The sequence below is a fragment of the Arthrobacter sp. B3I9 genome, from assembly GCF_030816935.1.
GTDB lineage: Bacteria > Actinomycetota > Actinomycetes > Actinomycetales > Micrococcaceae > Arthrobacter.
On record NZ_JAUSYO010000001.1, the window covers coordinates 2,509,473 to 2,529,806 of the forward strand.

At 66.9% G+C, this 20,334-nt stretch carries 20 protein-coding genes; 7 read left to right on the forward strand and 13 right to left on the reverse strand.

Features of this window, described 5'->3' with window-relative positions:
- Positions 1-157: 157 nt before the first annotated feature.
- Positions 158-709 (forward strand): heme-degrading domain-containing protein, encoded by a 552-nt coding sequence (locus tag QFZ65_RS11790; protein ID WP_306910606.1) that lies wholly within the window; start codon positions 158-160, stop codon positions 707-709.
- A 25-nt stretch (positions 710-734) separates the two neighbouring features.
- On the opposite strand, the gene QFZ65_RS11795 is transcribed toward QFZ65_RS11790, so the two are convergent.
- Positions 735-1,445, reverse strand: coding sequence for a DUF2306 domain-containing protein (locus QFZ65_RS11795; RefSeq protein WP_306910608.1), 711 nt, complete (start codon positions 1,443-1,445; stop codon positions 735-737).
- Between the two features lie 123 nt (positions 1,446-1,568).
- Here QFZ65_RS11795 and QFZ65_RS11800 point away from each other — a divergent pair, with 123 nt between their 5' ends.
- Both QFZ65_RS11800 and QFZ65_RS11805 read left to right on the forward strand, forming a co-directional pair.
- Positions 1,569-2,321, forward strand: a complete 753-nt coding sequence (locus QFZ65_RS11800; protein ID WP_306910610.1) for a TetR/AcrR family transcriptional regulator — start codon at positions 1,569-1,571, stop codon at positions 2,319-2,321.
- Between the two features lie 50 nt (positions 2,322-2,371).
- Entirely contained in the window at positions 2,372-3,349 is a 978-nt protein-coding gene (locus tag QFZ65_RS11805) for a dienelactone hydrolase family protein (protein WP_306910612.1), read from the forward strand.
- Between the two features lie 16 nt (positions 3,350-3,365).
- On the opposite strand, the gene QFZ65_RS11810 is transcribed toward QFZ65_RS11805, so the two are convergent.
- The 3 genes from QFZ65_RS11810 to QFZ65_RS11820 all read right to left on the reverse strand — a co-directional run bounded on the left by QFZ65_RS11810 (position 3,366) and on the right by QFZ65_RS11820 (position 6,714).
- The gene (locus QFZ65_RS11810) at positions 3,366-3,563 is read right to left on the reverse strand and encodes a hypothetical protein (RefSeq protein ID WP_306910614.1); all 198 of its coding nucleotides are present in this window, start codon (positions 3,561-3,563) and stop codon (positions 3,366-3,368) included.
- 58 nt (positions 3,564-3,621) lie between these two features.
- Positions 3,622-4,425 carry a hypothetical protein gene (locus QFZ65_RS11815; protein WP_306910616.1) on the reverse strand — a complete coding sequence of 268 codons (804 nt, stop codon included), beginning with the start codon at positions 4,423-4,425 and terminating at the stop codon, positions 3,622-3,624.
- Between the two features lie 150 nt (positions 4,426-4,575).
- On the reverse strand, positions 4,576-6,714 hold the full coding sequence (locus tag QFZ65_RS11820; RefSeq protein ID WP_306910618.1) for a heavy metal translocating P-type ATPase: 2,139 nt from the start codon (positions 6,712-6,714) through the stop codon (positions 4,576-4,578).
- A gap of 250 nt (positions 6,715-6,964) precedes the next feature.
- Between QFZ65_RS11820 and QFZ65_RS11825 the strand changes: the two genes are divergently transcribed.
- The 4 genes from QFZ65_RS11825 (at position 6,965) to QFZ65_RS11840 (ending at position 8,684) form a co-directional block, all read left to right on the forward strand.
- Positions 6,965-7,135 carry a hypothetical protein gene (locus QFZ65_RS11825; protein ID WP_373427581.1) on the forward strand — a complete coding sequence of 57 codons (171 nt, stop codon included), beginning with the start codon at positions 6,965-6,967 and terminating at the stop codon, positions 7,133-7,135.
- A gap of 37 nt (positions 7,136-7,172) precedes the next feature.
- Positions 7,173-7,325 carry a hypothetical protein gene (locus QFZ65_RS19105; RefSeq protein ID WP_373427582.1) on the forward strand — a complete coding sequence of 51 codons (153 nt, stop codon included), beginning with the start codon at positions 7,173-7,175 and terminating at the stop codon, positions 7,323-7,325.
- Positions 7,326-7,344: 19 nt separating this feature from the next.
- Entirely contained in the window at positions 7,345-8,367 is a 1,023-nt protein-coding gene (gene trxB, locus QFZ65_RS11835) for a thioredoxin-disulfide reductase (protein ID WP_306910620.1), read from the forward strand.
- Between the two features lie 77 nt (positions 8,368-8,444).
- Positions 8,445-8,684, forward strand: a complete 240-nt coding sequence (locus QFZ65_RS11840) for a hypothetical protein (RefSeq protein WP_306910622.1) — start codon at positions 8,445-8,447, stop codon at positions 8,682-8,684.
- Here QFZ65_RS11840 and QFZ65_RS11845 read toward each other — a convergent pair.
- The 9 genes from QFZ65_RS11845 to QFZ65_RS11885 form a co-directional block, all read right to left on the reverse strand.
- Positions 8,681-10,159, reverse strand: coding sequence for a rhamnulokinase family protein (locus QFZ65_RS11845; protein WP_306910624.1), 1,479 nt, complete (start codon positions 10,157-10,159; stop codon positions 8,681-8,683). The genes QFZ65_RS11840 and QFZ65_RS11845 overlap by 4 nt on opposite strands.
- Entirely contained in the window at positions 10,156-12,192 is a 2,037-nt protein-coding gene (locus QFZ65_RS11850) for a bifunctional aldolase/short-chain dehydrogenase (RefSeq protein WP_306910626.1), read from the reverse strand. The genes QFZ65_RS11845 and QFZ65_RS11850 overlap by 4 nt, the downstream gene beginning before the upstream one ends.
- A gap of 4 nt (positions 12,193-12,196) precedes the next feature.
- Entirely contained in the window at positions 12,197-13,363 is a 1,167-nt protein-coding gene (gene rhaI / locus QFZ65_RS11855) for an L-rhamnose isomerase (RefSeq protein WP_373427583.1), read from the reverse strand.
- A 1-nt stretch (position 13,364) separates the two neighbouring features.
- Positions 13,365-13,742: an L-rhamnose mutarotase gene (locus QFZ65_RS11860; protein ID WP_306910627.1), complete on the reverse strand. Its 378-nt coding sequence runs from the start codon at positions 13,740-13,742 to the stop codon at positions 13,365-13,367.
- On the reverse strand, positions 13,739-15,187 hold the full coding sequence (locus tag QFZ65_RS11865) for an L-fucose/L-arabinose isomerase family protein (RefSeq protein WP_306910628.1): 1,449 nt from the start codon (positions 15,185-15,187) through the stop codon (positions 13,739-13,741). The genes QFZ65_RS11860 and QFZ65_RS11865 overlap by 4 nt, the downstream gene beginning before the upstream one ends.
- A gap of 110 nt (positions 15,188-15,297) precedes the next feature.
- Positions 15,298-16,371, reverse strand: coding sequence for a rhamnose ABC transporter substrate-binding protein (gene rhaS / locus QFZ65_RS11870; protein WP_306910630.1), 1,074 nt, complete (start codon positions 16,369-16,371; stop codon positions 15,298-15,300).
- A gap of 82 nt (positions 16,372-16,453) precedes the next feature.
- Positions 16,454-17,533 (reverse strand): ABC transporter permease, encoded by a 1,080-nt coding sequence (locus QFZ65_RS11875; protein WP_306910632.1) that lies wholly within the window; start codon positions 17,531-17,533, stop codon positions 16,454-16,456.
- Complete coding sequence (locus tag QFZ65_RS11880) at positions 17,526-18,575, reverse strand: ABC transporter permease (RefSeq protein ID WP_306910634.1); 1,050 nt, start codon at positions 18,573-18,575, stop codon at positions 17,526-17,528. The genes QFZ65_RS11875 and QFZ65_RS11880 overlap by 8 nt, the downstream gene beginning before the upstream one ends.
- On the reverse strand, positions 18,572-20,116 hold the full coding sequence (locus tag QFZ65_RS11885) for a sugar ABC transporter ATP-binding protein (RefSeq protein WP_306910636.1): 1,545 nt from the start codon (positions 20,114-20,116) through the stop codon (positions 18,572-18,574). Before QFZ65_RS11885 ends, QFZ65_RS11880 begins: the two co-directional genes overlap by 4 nt.
- Positions 20,117-20,334 lie beyond the last annotated feature (218 nt).

Here is a 20,334-nt window from a genome sequence, read left to right on the forward strand (position 1 = left end):
AGCACGCGCCAGCACCCACAAGCCCGGGGGTTCCTCTGTTTACAGGGGGACCCCCGGGTTTCGCATTCCCGCTGTACCGGATGTCCATGGCACCATCAGGAGACCGGTCGCTAGGAGCCGGACTCCGGATGAACCTCCCACCACGAAAGGGCCACTCATGAGCCTGGAACAGCCCGACGCCTCCCGCGGACCGGACACCGAGTTCGATCCTGACTCCCCCGCCGAACAGCCGGAGGACGCTCTCCGGGCCCTCATCGGCCGCATCGAGCGCGAGATGGCGACACTCCAGTTCGGCAGCTTCAGCCAGAGCGACGCCCTCGACCTCGGCTTGCTCCTCGTGGAGCTGGGCACCACACGCAGTCTTCCCATCGCCATCGACATCCGAAGAGGCGCCCACATCCTCTTCCACGTTTCCCTGCCCGGCGCCACGGCGGATAACGAGATCTGGGTCGAACGCAAGAGCCGGACGGCGGAGCAATACGCCGAACCCTCCCTCCTGGTCGGCCTGCGGGGACGGCTCGGGGGCGGAAGGATCGAGGACAACGCCTGGTTCGATCAGTCACGCTACGCCGCCCACGGCGGTTCCTTCCCCCTGTACCTGAAAGGAACCGGGCCCGTGGCCACGGTGACTGTTTCCGGACTGCCGCAGAAGGCGGACCACGAGCTGGTGGTGGAAGCGCTGACGGCGTTCAGGGACACTGTGTTCTAGGCCGCGTTTTAGGCCGCAGCCGGTTCTAGACGCCGGCAGGCGACGGATTCGTCCGGCGCAACGCCCGGGCTCCCCGGGCCGACTGACGGGCGCGCCGGTAGATGGCGTATTCGGCCACAGCCAGATTGATCATCCATGCCGCCCCCATCAGCACCGCGCGGCTCACCTCGTTGGTAGGGCCGACGAGCAAGAGCCAGGGAATGCTCAAGAGGGCCTGGGTTCCCGCTGCCACCCCGATGGCATAGCCTCGGGTCATCCATGCGCCGTGCCCAACGAAATCCCGGCGGCGGATGGCGAAAAGGCCCATTCCGATGCTTGCCGCCATTCCGGAACCGAACAACAACCTAAGTCCAAGGAGAATTTCGCCGTCGCCCGCGGGGAGCGGATAAAACACGGACATCCACAGGCCGGAGAGTGCCGCCAGGAGACCTGCGGGGATGAGGATGGCGCCGGCTACGCGATGCCAGCCCCGCCTGCCCCGAAGGGCCGGAACGAACTGGAACGCTCCAAGGAGGCTGAAGACCGTGGCGCTGGCAATGTGGGTTACCACCGGAACGGGCGACGCGAAGAACCTTGCATTTTGCGGGGTGACCGCGGCGCCGCCCGTCAGCTCGGCCACGCGCAGCGCCCCGAAGATGACCGGGATGAGGCTCAGGAGGATCAAGGCGGCGGGAACCGGCCACTGGGGCCTGGAGCGGCGGGCGGCGGCGCGGATGCGGCTTCGTTCCAGCGTCATGACCTTGTCCTCGGCTCGTCGGTGTACGGCGTACACCTTATGCGCTCCAAGGTAGGTGTACGGCGTACACTTGTCAATAGGAAAGAGCTGTCCATAGGACAATAGCCAAGAAAGGCCGCCGCCATGACACCTGCGGACACCGCGAGCCGGACGCCGTTGAACCGGCAACGGGTGCTCCGGACCGCCGTCGAACTTGCCGACCAATCAGGCCTGGAGTCACTCAGCATGCGCCGGCTCGCAGACGAGCTCGGCGTGGTGCCGATGGCGCTCTACAAGCACGTGGCGGGCAAGGAAGAACTTCTTGACGGAATGGTCGCTTGCCTCATCGAGGAGATCGGGCCCGCTGTCCGCGACGCCGACTGGAAGAGGGCCGTGCGCCTGCGGGTGCTCTCGGCGAGACAGACGCTGCAGCGTCACCGGTGGGCCCGGCAGGCCATCGAATCCCGGACCAACAAAACGCCGGCCGTCCTGGGTTACATGGACTCGTTCATCGGCATGTTCCTGGCAGGCGGCTTTTCTGCCGATCTCACCCACCACGCTATGCACGCCATCGGCGGGCGCATGTGGGGATTCACCCAGGAGCTGTTCGACGACGCGGCGGCCCCGCAGACGCCGGACGCTGTGCCGCCGGAGGTCCGCACCGCCATGCTTCAGCAGATGGCGGCGATGTACCCGAACGTCCTGGCGATTGCCACCTTAGGGGCGCATGACGATGACTCGGTGGTGGGGCACGGTTGCGACGACCAGTTCGAGTTCGAATTCGCCCTTGATCTGCTGCTGGACGGTTTTGAGCGGCTTCACCAACGCGGCTGGACCTCGAGGCAGGCGAAACTGTCGGGCGGGAGTGTCGAAAACGCGGGTCGCCCTATTGCCTGAATGCGCACTTCGGAGGAGGATTTGCGGCAAACTCCAGGAGGCCGAACACAATGACCCAGCTTGGAAAGTTCGAAAAGTACCTGATCGAGGAATTCTTTGACGACTACCGCGCCGGTGCTCTTTCTCAGCGCACCTTCACGCGTCGCGTGGCGTTCATTACGGGCAGCATGGCCGCGGCAGCGGCGGCAATGCTGCTGGTCGGTTGCACGCCGGAGGAAGTCCCCCGCAGCTCCGACCCTATGCCGACCCCCAGCACTCCCGCCTCGTCCGCAGAGTCCGGCACTGCAACCCCCGGTCCGGTACCGGGAGCCAAGAGCCCGCTGTCCGTTCCGGAGGGTGCGCCGGGGCTGGCTACCGCGACTGTCCGCTTCCCTTCCGGCGGAGCCGAGATCAGCGGCTACCTGGCACGGCCGGAGGGAAGCGCGGCCGGACCCGCCGTGTTGGTCTGCCATGAGAACCGGGGGCTGACGCCGCACATCCAGGACGTGGCACGGCGCTTCGCCAAGGCCGGATACGCGGCTCTGGCGCTGGATCTGCTCAGCAGGGAGGGCGGCACCGCGAGCCTTGACCGGGACGCTGTCCCGGGAGCCCTGACCCAGGCCGGCGCGCAGCGCCATGTCTCCGACTTTGCCGCCGCTTTCGAGTTCCTGAAGTCACAGACCTTTGTGGACCAGGGCAGGATCGCCATGAACGGCTACTGCTTCGGCGGCGGCATCACGTGGCAGGCTGCTACTGACATACCGGGCCTGAAAGCCACTGCGGCGTTCTACGGCCCCGCCCCCGATCTTGCCAAGGTGCCGACGATCAAGCCGGCGGTGTTTGGCGCTTATGCCGAACTCGACCAGCGGATCACCGGGGCCATGCCGGCCCTCCGGGACGCCTTGGACGCCACCGACGTGCGGCACCAGCTCACTGTCTACCCCGGCGTCGGCCACGCGTTCCACAACGACACCGGCGACGCCTACGCGGAGGCGCAGGCGACGGCTGCCTGGAACGACATGCTGGCCTGGTTCGCAAAATACGTCTGAACCGTCCCGGGTACGGTCAGCCCGTCACAACATCTTCGAGCATTGTCCTGTCGAAGAACCGGATTTCGCCCGTTGCCTGGAAGTACACCGGAACAACTGACGTGCTCGGGTCCTTCGAGGTTTCGTAGATCTCCGGAGCACCCCCGTGTTTACGCGCCATGGTTCCGACGAGGTCGGTGCCGCGGACCCGGACGGTTCGATACTTGTAGCTCATGCTGGGACCCCTTCGTCAGTGGTGCAAACTCCACGCCTGCCGCCTCCGGCAGGAACCTTCAGACGCAGGAGTGGTCGTAATCGAAACCACCCGAAACGTACTGCGTCAGCGTAACCTTGCCACCTGCGGTCAGCGGCGCGGCTGAACACATGCGTTTCGCCGCGGTGAGCGTGGTCGCTCCGGCCAGCCAGCTGGGCAGCTTGTACAGGTTGCTTGAGGAAGGGACGGTTCCGACAATCTGGGCCCATTGCATTCCCGTGGAGTAAAGGCCGGTTTTCGCGCCAATACTGGCGAAGAAGGCGACCATGCCCTCCAGGTCCGCCCTGTTAGCCCCGGTGTCCGTTGACCAGCTGTTGCCGGTCTCGACGTCGAGCCACCACAGATAGGAAGAAGGGCCGGTGATGCCGCGGATGTTCGCGTCATCGTACGCTTTCGCGTACCCGTACATGTAGGAGCAGGCCTCATCGTAGGCTCCGGCCGTGCACTCGCCGTACGGGTTGGCCACGGCCGTGCCCGCATAGGTGTTGCTCGTGGGCCACCACGAGCCCGCCTTGCCCGGGTTGCCCGTATTGACATAGAGAGCAACCAGGGGCTGGCCCGTTCCACCCTTGGACGTGCCGGCCCAGGTCAGCTGGGTCTTCAGGCACGGGTTGGTGTTGTTTGCCAACCCGTTGTTGACGCCTACAATGCCGAACGTCTGGCCTTTCGGCAACGGCTTCCCGCACTGGGGCCAGGAGACGTCATTGCCCGGACCGGCAGACGTTGCGGCCTCGGCCGGAGCAGCGAAGACCAGCATGACGGCGGCAGCTGCCGCCCAGCACAGCCGGAAACGCGCGAAAAGATTCGCTGGCTTGGTAGACATGGACGGTCCTCCGGTCGGTGCGGCGTGAGGCGGACTATGCACGGATACAGCATGCCCGCCACCGCTTCCCGGGTCAACGGCGGGCCGGAAGCCTGAGGCCGCCCTTGGCATGCCGGTGGCGAGCATCGGACGGACCTCATGCTCTCCTCGTCAATGAACCTCGGAGGGGTTCAGTTTTACCCGCCTCAGCAGCTGGGCGTTCAGGGCAACCACGATGGTGGAGAGGGACATCAGGACCGCACCGGCGGCGGGAGAGAGCACGACGCCGGCGAAGGCGAGCACCCCGGCGGCCAGCGGCACGGCGATGATGTTGTACCCGGTGGCCCAGACGAGGTTCTGCCACATCTTCCGGTAGCTGGCCCGGGACAGGTCCACCATGGAGAGCACGGCCCGGGGGTCGTTGCCGGCGAGCACCACTCCGGCGGATTCCATGGCGACGTCGGTGCCGGCGCCGATGGCGATGCCCACCTCGGCCCGGGCCAGGGCCGGGGAGTCGTTGACGCCGTCTCCGACCATGGCGACCTTCAGGCTGCGGGATTGGAGTTCGGCGACTTTCTTGTCCTTATCCGCGGGCAGGACCTCGGCGAACACCTCGTCGATGTTCAACTCTTCGGCCACGGCCTGTGCGACCTGGCGGGCGTCGCCGGTGATCATGGCTACCTTCACGCCGCGGTTCTGCAGGGCGGTGACGGCTTGCCGGGACTCCTCGCGGATGGCGTCCTCGAGGATGGCCGCGCCCAGGATCCGGGTCCCTTCCACCACGTGCAGGACGGCTGCGCCGCGGTCCATCCATGTCCGGGTCGCGGCTGCCAGTTCTGCCGGCTCTGTGAGTCCGAGTTCGCGCAATAGTGCCGGACCCCCGACCCGGAGGGTGCGGCCGCCAACGCTAGCCTGCACGCCGCGTCCGGTCATGGACGTGAAGTCGGTGGCGCGTGGAATGTCCAGGTTCCGGCGGCGTGCTGCCCGGACGATTGCGCGGGCCACCGGGTGTTCACTGTCGGATTCGACCGCGGCGGCCAGGGCCAGCATCTCCTGCCCGTCCACGCCTCCGACCGTGGCGAAGTCCTTGAGTTCGGGTTCGCCCTTGGTCAGGGTTCCGGTCTTGTCGAACAGCACGACGTCGACGGTGCGCATGCGCTCCAGGACCATCCGGTTTTTGATCAGGACACCGGCCCGGGCGGCCTGTTCGGTGGAGATTGCGATCACCAATGGAATGGCCAGGCCCAGGGCGTGGGGGCAGGCGATCACCAGGACGGTGACGGTGCGCGTGACAGCTTCGGGGATGTTGCCCAGCAGCGTCCAGGCGATGAAGGTGATGACGCCGGCCGCGGTGGCGAAGTAGAACAGGAACGCCGCGGCGCGGTCGGCAAGGGCCTGCGCCCGCGACGATGAGGCCTGCGCTTCGGCGACCAGGCGCTGGATCCCGGCCAGGGCGGTGTCATCCCCGACGGCGTCCACCCTGACCCGGACCGTGTTGTCGGTGGCGACCGTTCCGGCCACGACAGTATCCCCCGGGGAGCGGAGCACGGTCTTGGATTCGCCGGTGATCATCGATTCGTCGAACTCGGCCTGCCCGTCGGTCACCGTTCCGTCTGCCGGCATCCGGGCGCCGGAGCGGACCAGAACCAGGTCCCCGGCCTGCAGCTCCGTGACACGGACGGTTTCGGTGCCGGCGTCGGTGATGCGTTCGGCCTCGTCCGGCAGCAGGGCTGCCAACGCGTCCAGGGCGCCCCGGGCAGAGCCGAGGGCCCGCATCTCAATCCAGTGGCCCAGCAGCATGATGGCCACCAACAGGGCAAGTTCCCACCAGAAGTCCAGGTCGAAACCGCCGATGCCCAGGGTGGTGGCCCAGGAAGCGGTAAAGGCAACGGTGATGGCCATGCCGATCAGCAGCATCATCCCCGGTTGCCGGGTTTTCAGCTCATTCCGGCCGCCCTTCAGGAACGGCGCGCCGCCGTAGAGGAAGATGACGGTACCCAGGACCGGTGGGATCCATACCGAACCGGGAAACTCCGGCGGCATGTAGCCGAGCAGGTGCCCGAACATCGGGCTGAAAAAAACCACCGGCACCGACAGCACGAGCGTGAGCCAGAACCTGTCTTTGAACATGGCCGTGCTGTGCCCGGCGTGCTGGCCATGGGTGTGCACGACATGGTCATCGTCTGGACCATGTCCCTCATGGCCGTAGCGGGCCGGTGCCGTGACGGTCCCTGCGGCAGGGGCTTCGTGGGCCGTGCCTCGCGCGGGGCCCGCCGCGGAATGATGGCGGTGCTGGTTATGGTCGTCCATGACCCCTCCTTACGGTGGCCCGAGATTCGCCGGCGACGGCCGGTGAGCAGCAGCCGCAGCCTGAAGCCGAGACGACCAGAGGGAGTTCTTGACGGGATTCTGCTCCGCACATGTCAGTTCCAATCTCTTGAACAAGTGATGGGTGCTGGGGTTGAACGGCTGTGACGGCGAGGCGAAGCACCTGCCTGGACATACCACTTCACTGACAACACCTGCAATATACCCCCCGGGGGTATCGTATGCAAGAGCGTTGAGTGGGCTTGCCATCGCCGTGGCAAGCGACACGTTCGGGGTGGAGTGCGCACAGGCACTGGCCGGCAGCGTGGGACCCTTGATGGAAGTACCCGTTCTTGTTGCACTGGTCTATGTGGCCCTGTGGGCCCGCAAGCGCCGCTTCAGCCCAGCCGCCGTTTCCCGCTAATCCGTCCACCCGATCCGCCACCCGGGAGATAAACCTCATGAGCACCGAAGCCGTCCGAAAGCCGTCCGTCCTCTTCCACATGTCCGCCGAAATCCCCAAGGTTCCCACCACGCAGGCCGTGAAGGACTCCGACGTCGTGATCACCATGGGCTGCGGCCTGATAGCGTCCCTCATCCCCGCCGCCAAGTAGCCGGAACAGGAGCCCCACCATGAGCACCGCATCCTCGAAAACCGCAACGCCAACGTCTGCTGCCGCGAGCACCCAGCAGCTGATCATCATCGGCTCCGGCCCGGCCGGCTACACCGCGGCCATCTACGCCGCCCGCGCCGGCCTGAACCCGCTCGTCCTCGCAGGGGCGGTAACCGCGGGAGGTGCCCTGATGAACACCACCGACGTGGAGAACTTCCCCGGCTTCCCCGAAGGTATCCAGGGTCCCGAGCTCATGGACGGCTTGCAGCAGCAGGCCGAGAGGTTCGGCGCGCAGGTGGTGTTCGACGACGTCACGGCCGTCGAACTGGCCGGGCACCTCAAGCGGGTGGTCACCGGCGCCGGAGAGACCCATGAGGCCCGGGCCGTCATCCTCGCCACCGGCTCCGCCTACAAGGAACTGGGACTGCCGGAGGAGAAAAAGTTCAGCGGCCACGGCGTCTCCTGGTGCGCCACCTGCGACGGCTTCTTCTTCCGGGAACAGGACATCATCGTCGTCGGCGGCGGGGATTCCGCGATGGAGGAAGCCACCTTCCTGACCCGGTTCGGAAAGTCCGTCACCATCGTGGTCCGCACCGGCCAGCTGCGTGCCTCCCGGATCATGGCCCAGCGGGCCAAGGACAACCCGAAGATCCGGTTCGCCTGGAATTCCGTCATCACCGGCATCCACGGCGACGGGAAGGTCACGGGAGTCACCCTCAAGGACACCCTGACCGGCGAAACCCGGGAGCAGGCGGCCACCGGCATTTTCGTTGCGATCGGCCACGTCCCGCGCACCGAGCTGCTGACCGGGCAGGTGGACCTCGACGCCGACGGCTATATCAAGGTCGACTCCCCCACAACGGTCACGAACCTGTCCGGCGTCTTTGCTTGCGGCGACGCCGTGGACCACCGCTACCGCCAGGCGATCACCGCCGCCGGCACGGGGTGCGCCGCGGCCCTCGACGCCGAACGCTACCTCGCGGCGCTGGATGATGCGGACAGCATCGCCACCGCCCTGGTGGAGGAACCAGTCCACTCCTGAGGCAAGGGAAAGGCTGGATGAGCACGGCATGCTGTGAAAGGTTCCCAATGGCGGGCAGACCGTGAAGTATGGGGTCCATGAGTTCAACATACGATGCCTCCCGCCCGGTCGAGTCCGATGCCCCCGAAGCAGTGAACGCTGCCGTCCGGGAGGCCACCCGGGAACTCAGCGAAACGCTTCGTCGAAACGGCCACGAGGTCGCCTTTGAAGATATTGCGCGGTTGGGGCACACCGAATCCTGGGACGACGAAGGCCAGCGCTGGGTCCAGGTCACCTGGACGGACGAAGAGCCCGGCGACGCAGCCCCCGAAGCCTAGGCCGGGGCCTGCAAAGAACCCGCCGGCTCGTACCGTTCGAGGGCCGTGCCGGCAGCGACGATCTTCCGCAGGTCCGCGAGGCCTCCAGCCAGTTCACCGGCGGCGCGTGCCTGCACCAGCACGTTGCCGAGGGCGGTGGCCTCGACCGGCCCCGCGACCACCGGTTTGCCCGTAGCGTCGGCCGTCAGCCGGCAGAGGAGCCGGTTCTGCGAACCGCCGCCAACGATGTGCACGACGCCGATGCTGCGTCCGGTGAGCCGTTCGGCGTCGCGGATGGTCCGCGCGTAACCGGCAGCCAGGCTGTCCAGGATGCAGCGGACAACCTCCGCGGGCCGGTCCGCAAGGCCGGCGCCGGCATGGCGGACGGCAGCGCGGATCCGGTCGGGCATGTTGTCCGGCGGCGTGAAGGCGGGGTCGTCGGCGTTGATCTGCGGTCCGCCGGGCGGCAGCTCTGCGGCATCCTCCAGCAGCCGGGCGAGCGGCAGCGTCAGGCCCTCGGCGGCCCACGTCCGCTGGCACTCGCTGAGCAGCCACAGGCCGCCGACGTTGCGCAAGTACCGGATGGTGCCGTCCACGCCGCGCTCATTGGTGAAATTCGCGAGCCGGCTGGCCTCGCTGAGGACCGGATGCTGAAGTTCGACGCCCACCAGCGACCACGTCCCGGACGAAATGTAGGCGAAATCCGGGGTCCCCGCGGGCACGGCCGCCACAGCGGATGCGGTGTCGTGCGAGCCGACCGCCACCACCGGGGTACCGGCGGGCAGCCCGGTCCGCACGGCGATGGCCGGCAGGACGGTGCCGATCGTTTCCCCGGGCTGGATCAGCGGCGGAAACAGGTCCTGCGGCAGGTCCAGGGCAGCCAGGAACTCCGCGGCCCACTCACCCGCGGCGGCATCGAAGAGCCCCGTGGTGGAGGCATTGGTGGCTTCCGTCCGCCGCACACCCGTGAGCCGGAAAGCGATCAGGTCCGGAATCAGCAGCGCCTGGACACCATGCAGATCACCTTCGCTGGCGAGCTGGTAGAGCGTGTTGAACTGCAGGAACTGCAGACCCGTAGTGCCGTACAGCCGCGCAGGAGCCAGGCGCTCATGGACACGGCCGACGGCGGCGCGGCTGCGCTCATCCCGGTAGCTGTACGGCTGGGCGACGAGCGCGCCCGAGGCATCCACCAGCCCGTAGTCCACGGCCCAGGTGTCGATGCCGACGCTCGCGATGCGCGCTCCGCGTGCCGCTGCCGCCGTTGCGGCCTCAGTAAGGCCGGTGAGCACTTCCGCGAACAGGGCATCGAAGTCCCAGCGCAGCCCGCCGCCGGACCGAACCACGGCGTTCGGAAACCGGTGCACGGTTTCGAGGGAAACCCCGGGGTCCCCGTCGTCGTTCTCCCTGATCCGGCCCAGCATCACCCGGCCGGAGGACGCGCCGATATCGACGGCGGCGAAGACGCTGCCCCCGGAGTCCGCCCTTTTCCCGGTCATCGGAGGAAAGCATTGGCGACGCCGGCATCCACCGGAATGTGCAACCCGGTGGTGTGCGAGAGCTCACTGCTGGTGAGCACGGCGGCGGCGTTGGCCACGTTCTCGGGCAGGACCTCGCGCTTGAGCAGGGTGCGCTGGGCGTAGTACTCGCCCAGTTTTTCCTCTTCCACGCCGTACACGGCGGCGCGCTTGGCGCCCCAGCCGCCGGCGAAGATCCCCGAACCGCGGACGACGCCGTCGGGGTTAATGCCGTTGACCCGGATGCCGTGCCCGCCCAGCTCCGCCGCGAGCAGCCGGACCTGGTGCGCCTGGTCGGCCTTGGTGGCGGAGTACGCGATGTTGTTGGGGCCGGCGAAGACGGAGTTCTTGGAGGAGATGTAGAGGATGTCCCCGCCCATCCCCTGCTCGATCAGGACCCGCGCGGCGGCCTTGGACACCAGGAAGGAACCCTTGGCCATGACGTTGTGCTGGAGGTCCCAGTCCTTCTCCGTGGTCTCCAGCAGGGGCTTGGAAATGGACAGCCCGGCGTTGTTGACCACCAGGTCCAGCCCCCCGAAGGCCAGGACGGCGGCTTCCACCGCGGCCACCACCTGCGCCTCGTCCGTGACGTCGGCCTGGATCCCGACGGCGGCGTCGGGGCCGCCGAGTTCAGCGGCGACGGCCTCGGCGTTCTCCAGGTTCAGGTCCGCGATCACGACGCAGGCTCCTTCGGCGGCGAGCCGGGTGGCGATGGCCTTGCCGATGCCGGACGCAGCCCCGGTCACGAGGGCGATCCGGGTCGCGTGCGACTTGGGTTTGGGCATCCGGGCGAGTTTGGCTTCCTCGAGGGCCCAGTATTCGATCCGGAACTTCTCGGCTTCCTCGATCGGGGCGTACGTGGAGACGGCCTCCGCGCCGCGCATCACGTTGATGGCGTTGAGGTAGTACTCCCCGGCCACCCGGGCTGTCTGCTTGTCCTTGCCGTAGGAGAACATCCCCACGCCGGGGACCAGCACAATGGCCGGATCCGCGCCGCGCAGGGCTGGGCTGTCGGGACCCGCGTGCCGGTCATAGTAGGCCTGGTAGTCCTCGCGGTAGGCGGCGTGGAGTTCCTTCAACCGGGCTACGGAGTCCTCGACGGACGCTTCGGCGGGCAGGTCCAGGACCAGGGGCTTGACCTTGGTGCGCAGGAAATGGTCCGGGCAGGAAGTGCCCAGGGCGCCCAGGCGCGGGTGTTCCTGCCCCTCGAGGAACTCCAAGACCGCCGGGTCATCGCTGAAGTGCCCTATGACCGGCTTGTCCGCGGACGCGAGCCCGCGGATCACCGGTGCCAGCGCCGCGGCCTTGGCCCGCCGTGCCGGTTCCGGCAGGGCGGCGTAGCCCGGGAGCTTTGGCCCGAACGGCTCGGGGCGGCCGTGCTCGGCGATGTACTTCTCGGCCTGCTCGATGATCCACAGCGAGTTTGCTTCGGCTTCCTCGCTGGTGGCGCCCCACGCGGTGGTGCCGTGGCCGCCGAGGATGGTGCCGATGGCCTGCGGGTTGGCGTCCTTGATGGCGGCGATGTCCAGGCCGAGCTGGAAGCCGGGCCGCCGCCATGGCACCCAGGCGACCTTGTCGCCGAAGATCTCCCAGGTGAGGGCCTCGCCGTCGGCAGCCGTGGCGATTGCGATGCCGGAATCCGGGTGCAGGTGGTCCACGTGGGCCGCGTCCACCAGCCCGTGCATGGCGGTATCGATCGAGGGCGCCGCCCCGCCTTTGCCGTGCAGGCAGTAGTCGAAGGCCGCCACCATCTCGTCTTCACGCTCGACGCCGGGGTACACGTTCCGGAGTGCCTGCAGCCGGTCCAGCCGGAGCACCGCGAGTCCGGGCTCGGTCAGCGTGCCAAGGTCACCGCCGGAGCCCTTCACCCACAGCAGCCGGACGTCCTCACCGGTGACGGGATCCCTTTCGGTGCCCTTGGCGGACGTGTTGCCGCCGGCGTAATTCGTGTTCCGCTTGTCCGCTCCGAGGCGGTTGGAACGGTTGAGCAGTTGTTCCACAGCTGGGTTGGTCATGGTTTTAGGCTCCCCATCCGGCCTGGTGGCCGCCCTGGCGGTCGGCGTTGATTTTTTCCTGGTATCCGCTCGCCGCGAAGGCGGCCATCGGGTCGGCGGGAACCCCGCGGGACTCCCGCCACTGTGCAAGATCGGGCCGGACGTCGGTGTAGAACGCGTCCATCAGCACGGCATTCGCCGCCAGCACGTCTCCGGCATTCTGCGCCGCTTCAAGGGCGGCGGTGTCGACCAGCAGTGCCCGTGCCGTCATTTCCTGCACGTTGAGAACCGAGCGGATCTGCCCCGGGATCTTCCCTTCGACGTTGTGGCACTGGTCCAGCATGAAGGCCACCCCCGCGGCGGGGTCGAGTCCGCCGCCACGGACCACCTCGTGCATGATGCGGAACAGCTGGAACGGGTCCGCCGCACCCACGATCAGGTCATCGTCCGCGTAGAAACGGGAGTTGAAGTCGAAGGAACCCAGCCTGCCCAGGCGCAGCAGCTGCGCCACGATGAACTCGATGTTGGTGCCGGGAGCGTGGTGGCCGGTGTCCAGGCAGACCTTGGCCTTCTCGCCGAGGGCAACGCAGTGCACATAGGACGTACCCCAGTCCGGAACATCCGTGTGATAGAAAGCCGGCTCGAAGAACTTGTACTCCAGCACCAGCCGCTGGTCATCCTCGAGGCGGTCGTAGACCTTGCGCAGCGACTCTGCCAGCCAGTCCTGCCGGGCCCGCAGGTTGCCCTGCCCGGGGTAGTTGGTCCCGTCCGCCAACCAGATCTTCAGGTCCTTGGAACCGGTCTGGTTCATCACTTCCAGGCACTCGTACATGTGGTCGACAGCCTTCGATCGGACCGCCGGGTCGCTGTGGGTGAGGCTGCCGAACTTGTAGTCGTCGTCCTGGAACGTGTTGCTGTTGACCGTCCCGAGCTTCACGCCGAGTCCCGCGGCGTACTCCGCCAGCGCCGCGTAATCGTCCGACTTGTCCCAGGGAATGTGCAGGGCCACCGACGGCGCCAGTCCGGTGAGGGTGTTGACCTGGGCGGCGTCGGCGAGCTTTTCCTCGATGGTCCGCGGGGTGCCCGGCGTCGAAAAGACTTTGAAGCGGGTGCCGGAGTTGCCGAAGGCCCAGGAAGGCAGCTCGATGCGTTGTTGCTCGAGCGTGGTCAGAACGTCAGTGGGGATAGACACGTCAGTCTCCTTGAGATGTGGAGGAGGAGAAGCCGGGCGTTGAGGCGGCCAGTTGGTCCTCGAGGTTGAATATTTCAGTCAGTTGAAGGAAGCCTTCGTCCGGGGCCCCGTCCAGGTCTTCGAAGAAGCCGGACATCTGCTCCTGCCAGCGGGCGTTGACGTCGGTGGCTGCCATCCGGGCCTGGGCTTCGGGAAGGCTGTCGGTTTCGAAATAGCCGATCAGCAGGCCGTCGGGGCGCAGGAAAAGTGAGTAGTTGTGCCATCCGGAGCTCTTCAGCGCCGCTAGCATCTCCGGCCACACGGCAGCATGCCGCCGCGTGTACTCCTCGATACGTCCCGGCTTGACCTGCAGCTGGAAGCAGACGCGCTGGCGGCTCACGGGAGCACCACGTGCCGGTGTTCGACGCCCAGCAGGGATGCGGCCGCCTTGATGTCGGCCGCGCGGTGCCCCACGCAGAGGGCCCAGTGATGGCCGACACCGGTCTGGCTCCATTGGTCCACCCACAGCCCCGGGTCCCCGCCGAAGTCCACCCGGGAGGTCGTGTTGCCGATGGCCAGCAGCGGACCCGGCACCACTTCACCCTCCGCGGTGACGAAGACGTAGCTGCCGTCCCGGTCCTGACCGATCCCGAACGTTGTGACGGGCCCGTGGCGGACGTCGAACTCCACCGAGACGCCCCAGCCGCGCTTGCCGTGATACACGCCCAGCCCGCGAAGCAGCGGGTCCTGGGCGGAGACCGCGAGGTGCGCCGGCCCGTCGTGGCCCATCTCCACCACATTGTCGAAGAAGTTGAGCGCCTGGATTTCGGTGAACGAGCCCCCGGCACCGATCGCCTGGGCGGCAAGCATGGCGATGGAGGTCCGGAGCTCGAATTCACCGGCCATCGGAATGCCGCGGGCTGTGAGGAGGGAGGCGCCGAGGATCATCCCGGCGCCCAGCCGCTCGTGCTGCTCGCCGGCCAGCCCGCGGTGGTAGTAGGCCACGGAGTCCAGATCGAAGTCCTCCACCAGCCTGTCCAGGCCTACGGACACTTTGGCGCCCCAGGCGAAGTCGTCGTCGACGACGGATTCGTCGATCACGAAGAGGTCCCGGGCCAGTTCGAGCCGCTCGGACACCTGGTCCTCGGTGACGGCGTTCACCCGTTCGCGCAGGTCATCGAATTCCAGTACCTCCACGTGGGAGCCGAAGGTGGTGGAGACGGTCGTCAGGTCGGTGGCCACATCCAGCATGCCCGGGTACAGGTGGCCCATGAGACCGTGGCGGGCGTTGCGCAGCCGGGCACGGACACCGGCGGCGTGCACCCACCGGGTGATCCGCTCCCAGGCGGACTCCTGCTTGAGGTGGCCGGAGACGGAGCGGAAATCTATACCGGCCCGGCGGAAGACGTTGGCGACCTCGGGCACAGGGCACTGGCCGCAGTAGGCCAGCCACTTGCCGGTGTCGAAGTTTGCGTGGTCCATCGCCTCGGTGGGCTGCAGGTCGATGACCAGTACCGGGGTCTGGGTCCGCTGGGCGATGGGCAGCACCATCGAGGACGTCAGGTACGTGGTCAGGAAGATGACGATCAGATCGCAGTCGGCGACGCGCAGTTTTTCACCGGCGGCCGCGGCTTCCTGCGCATCGGAGACGAAGCCGGTGTCCACGACGTCGGCGTCGAGGTCCTGGAACCGTCCGGTGACGTACGCCACGGACTCGCGCAACTGCGGCAGCAGGTCCGGGAACTGGGGCCAGTAGGCGCCCAGGCCGCCGGAGACCAGCCCGATACGGGTGGGGCGGCGCCGGTGCGGCTGCAGGAGCCGGGCGGCTGATTGCTTCTGGTTCATTGAGGGCCTTCCGGCATGGAAAAGGGAACTCGTGGCTCGGGAACGTCAAATGCGGGGCGGGTGGCGCCGGGCCGGGCTGTCAGGGCGCCCGCCCGGCCGCCGGCTTGGGTTTAGAAGTTGTACTTGTCGATGTTGTCGGCGTTGAAGACGGTCGGCGGTCCCACGATCACGAGACCGCCCTTTTCGACCTTGCGTTCGCCCAGTTCGCCGGCTGTGAAGGTATCGCCTTCGGCGCCGGTGATCTTGCCGTCGATGAGCGCCTTGCCGGCGAAGGCGGCCACGTATCCCAGCTGCGCCGGGTCCCACAGGGCAAACTCCTTCACGGTCCCGTCCTTGACGAAGGGCCGCATCTCATTGGGCAGGCCGAGTCCGGTAAGCGCGACCTTCCCCTTGTACGCCGACGTGGAGAGGTACCGCGCTGTGGCGGCAATACCCACGGTGGTCGGGGAGATGATGCCCTTCAGGTTCGGGTGGGCCTGCAGCAGGCCCTGCGCCTCCTGGAAGGACTTGGTGTCGTTGTCATCGCCATAGACCTTCGCGACGAGCTTGATGTCCTTGTACGCCGGGTTGGAAGCCAGTTCCTCTTCCATGAACTTGATCCACTCGTTCTGGTTGGTGGCGTTCGCGGTGGCCGAGAGGATCGCGATCTCGCCGCTGCCGCCGATCTGCTGGGAGATCAGCTTGGTCTGAATCAGCGCCACCTCCTTGGCGACAACCTGGCTGATGAACACGTCGCGGCAGTCCGGGTTGGTGTCCGAGTCGAAGGCCACGATTTTCGCCCCGGCGGAGCGCGCTTCGCCAAGGGCTGTGCACACGGCATCGGGGTCATTGGCGGCAATGGTGATCACGTTCGTGCCCGCCTGGGTTTCGGCGTTAATGAACGAGACCTGGCTGGAGGCGGACGCTTCCAGCGGGCCGACCACCTGGGACGAGCCGAAGCCTGCTTCCTGGGCGCCCTTCTTACCGCCGCCCAGGACAACGTCCGTGTAGGGGTTGTTCAGCTGCTTGGGGATGAAGGTGATTTTGAGGTCCCCTCCCCCTCCTCCCGCCGCGGAGCTGCTGCTGCCGCCGGTCGATCCGGAGCCGCCGCCGCAGGCCGTCAGGGCGAGAGCCGCCGCGGCGGTGACGGCGACCAGGGACGCCAAGCGGCCGGTCGGGCCTGTGTTTTTGCGGTTCAACATCATTGTTCTTCCCCTTTTTCTTTGGCGGCAAATACAAATTGCTTGCGTGCGGACACGGTGGGGATAGGAGCGGGAGGGCAGCCGTTCAAGCTGCCTTCTGGCTGAAACTCCGGCGGACGCGGCGGGTGTGCCGCCAGTCTTTGACCGCGGCCCCGACACTCGGCGCAACCACGGAGAAGATCAGGAGCAGGCCCGTGACGGTGATCAGCACGACGTCGGAGACCCGGGCCAGCCGCAAGGCATAGTTCAGTGTCCCGATCAGCAGGACTCCGGCAATGACGCCGGGGATGGACCCCTTCCCGCCGAAGATCGACACGCCGCCCAGGAGTACGGCGGCGATGACGGCCAGTTCGAGGCCGGAGGCGTTGTCGCTGCGGGCGCTGGTGTAGCGCAGCGTCCAGTAGATGCCGGCCAGGGCCGAGACCGCACCGGATCCCACGTAGAGCCAGAACTTGCTGCGCGCGACATTGATCCCGACGAAACCGGCGGCTTCCTTGCTGTAGCCCATCGCGAACAGCCCGCGCCCGAAGGGGGTGAAGTGCAGCAGCACCCCGAAGAAGATCATGACCAGCACGACGCCGATCATCACGGTGGGGATGCCGGTTCCGCCCAGTTTGGAGGTGAAGAAGGCGGTCAGGGGCTTCGGGAAGTTAGCCACCGCGTTGTCGCCGATGATCACCAGGGCCAGGCCGCGGAAGAGCGCCAGGGTGCCGATGGTGACCGCCAGCGACGGCAAGCCGAGGACGGCGATCAGGAACCCGTTGAACATCCCCGCTGCCACGCCGGCCAGCAGGCTGATGGCGAGGACCAGCCAGATATCCATTCCGCCGGCCCAGAGGACCCCCATCAGGGCGCTGGTCAGCCCGGCGGTGCTGGCGACCGAGAGGTCGATCTCCCCGGTGACGATGATCAGCGTCATGGGCATGGCGATGAGCAGCACCGGGATGACGTCCAGCAGGAGGAAGCCGGTGGTGACCGGCGAGGCGAAGCGGGGAATGGCGATGGCGGCGTACAGCAGGAAGGCGATGAGCGCGTAGATGGTGACGGCGTCGCGGCTCGCCAGGATCCGGGCAGCTCCCGTCTTGCCTTTGGGTTCGCTGGCAAGCGGCTTGGTGCTGTCCGCCATGGGGGCCGGCGCCGTGCTGGTCGATGTGGTTTCAGACATTCCGGGCCTCGCTTATCCGAAGTTTCTTGGCGGTGCGCAGGCTTGCCACGCGGTCGATGATGATGGCGGCCAGGATCAGCACGCCCACGATGGCCTGCTGCCAGAACTTGTCGACCCGCAGCGCTGTCAGGGAACTGGTGATGGTGGTGAGGAGCAGCGCGCCGAGCGCGGCTCCCGCCACCGATCCGCTGCCGCCGAAGATCGCCACGCCACCGACCACAGCGGCAGCCACCACGGTCAGTTCCATGCCGGTGCCGGTAGTGGCGCCGACGGAGTTGAAGCGGCTGGCGTAGAGGACACCGGCCAGGCCTGCCAGTGCACCGTTGGCGAGGAAAGCCAGGAAGACCCGCTTGGACACCTGGATGCCGAAGGCGGTGGCCGCGTCAGGGTCCGAGCCGATGGCGTACAGGTCCCGTCCCGGGCGGGTTCCGGACATGTAGACGGCGACGCCGATCACGACGACGAGGGCCAGCAGCGTGATGATCGGAAAACCCAGCACGGTGTCCACCGAGAGGGCGCCGAAAGCGTCCGGCCGGTCACCGGCGAAAAACTGTTTGCCACCGGCCCACGCATTGTTCAGGCCACGGAAGACGTAGAGGGTGCCCAGGGTGATCACGAGGGCGGGCACCTTCGCCAGCGTCACCAGGATCCCGTTGACGGCGCCAAGCACCGCTCCGAAGGCCATCCCGATCGCGAAGACAGCGATGATCGGGATGCCGGGCACGGCCGAGAATATGCTCCCGGTGGCGAACGCCACCAGGCCCAGCATGGACCCCACGGAGAGATCGATGTTGCGGGTGATGATCAGTAGGGTCTGCCCGGCCGCCAGGATGATGATGATGGTGGCATTGAGCAGGAGGTCTTTCACGCCCTGCGGAGTGAGGAACAGCGGGTTGATCAGGTAGGTCACCAGGACGAGGACGGCGAGGGCGATCAGCACCGGCAGCTCGCGCAGGCGGAGCACCGAGGCGAGTGTGCCCCGGCGGGGGCGGGCACCGGGTGCCGGCATGGTCACGTTCCTGTGGTCCAGAGCCGAGCTCATGAGGTACCTCCTGCGGACGAAGTTGCGGCGTGCATGACGGATTCGGGGGTGGTATCGGCCCGGTCGAGCTCAGCCGTGATCCGGCCCTCCCGCATGACCAGCACCCGGTCCGCCATGCCGAGCACCTCGGGCAGTTCGGAGGAGATCATCAGGATCGCGATGCCGCGGCCCGCGAGGTCCGAAATGAGCCGGTGGACCTCGCTCTTGGTGCCTACGTCGATGCCGCGGGTGGGTTCGTCGATGATGAGCAGCCGGGGGTCGGTGGCCAGCCACTTGGCGAGGACAACTTTCTGCTGGTTGCCGCCGGAGAGCGTGGAGACGGCGTGCTCCTGGGAGCCGGTCTTGACCTGCAGCCGCTTGCTCCAGTCCACGGCCGCCCGGCGTTCCGCGGCGCCATTGATCAGCCCCGCCGTCGCCAGCTTGTTCCGCAGCGTGAGGGTCACGTTCCGCGCCACGGAAAGGTTCATGACCAGGCCCTGTTTGCGGCGGTCCTCGGGGACGAAACCCATCCCGGCGGCGATGGCAGCCTGGGGGTCCCGCGCCTTCAGTTTCCGGCCTTCGAAACTGATGTCACCGGCATCGTAGGGGTCGATCCCGAAGACCGCCCGGGCCACCTCCGTGCGTCCGGCACCCACCAGCCCGGCCAGTGCGACGATCTCGCCTGCCCGGACTTCGAAGCTGATATCCCGGAAGACGCCCGCCCGGCTGAGGGAATCGACCTTCAGGACAACGTCACCGGTCTCCGTCTCCGTCTTGGGGAACAGGGCTCCGATGTCACGGCCGACCATCTCCCGGACAATCTGCTCAACGGTCACGTCGGCGGTCCGGTGCGTGGAGATGTACCGGCCGTCCCGCATTACAGTGATCCGGTCGCAGAGGCCGAAAACCTCGTCGAAGCGGTGCGAGATGAACAGGATGCCCGTGCCCTTGTCCCGCAGGCTGCGGGCGACGGCGAAGAGCCGGTCCACTTCAACGCCGCTGAGGGCGGCCGTTGGTTCGTCCATCACGAGCACTTTGGCGTCCAGCGAGATGGCTTTGGCGATTTCGATGATTTGCTGGTCGGCGATGGACAGGCCCTCGGCGATCCGTGTCGGATCGATGGGCACGCCGAGCCGCCCGAAGAGCTTACCCGCTTCCCGCACCATGGCCGCTTTGCTGATCAAGCCGAACCGGCCCTTGGGCTGGCGGCCGATGAAGATGTTTTCGGCAACGCTCAGGTCCGGAAAGAGTGTGGGCTCCTGGTAGATAACCGAAATGCCGGCGGCCTTGCTGTCAGCGACACTGCGGAACTGGACGCCTTCCCCGCCGACCTTGAAGTCGCCCGAATCCGGGTGGTGCAGACCGGCGAGGATCTTGACGAGGGTGGACTTGCCGGCACCGTTTTCTCCTACCAGGGCATGGATTTCCCCCGCCTGGATCTCGATGGTCCCATCGGCGAGGGCAACCACGGGCCCGAAGGTCTTGGCCGCGTGGTGAAGAGAGAGTACTGGCCGCGGCCCTTCCCCGGAGGGGCCGGACCGGGAGCTGTCTGTCTGCTGCATAAAGTAACCGCACCTTTGGGGCTGATTGGACTGCGCAAGATGAACTGTCTGACGAACGGTCCGGTGAAGGAAGAATGAATCGTTTCATGTTGGATGTGATTTGAAGCATAGGCGGCCGGCGGGGACCCGTCAAGGGGTGTCGGAAACTTCGTGCAGCCGTTATTGATACGTTTCATTGAAAGGGTTCAATTTGGCTGCCCAGGAGGTATCCTGAGGGC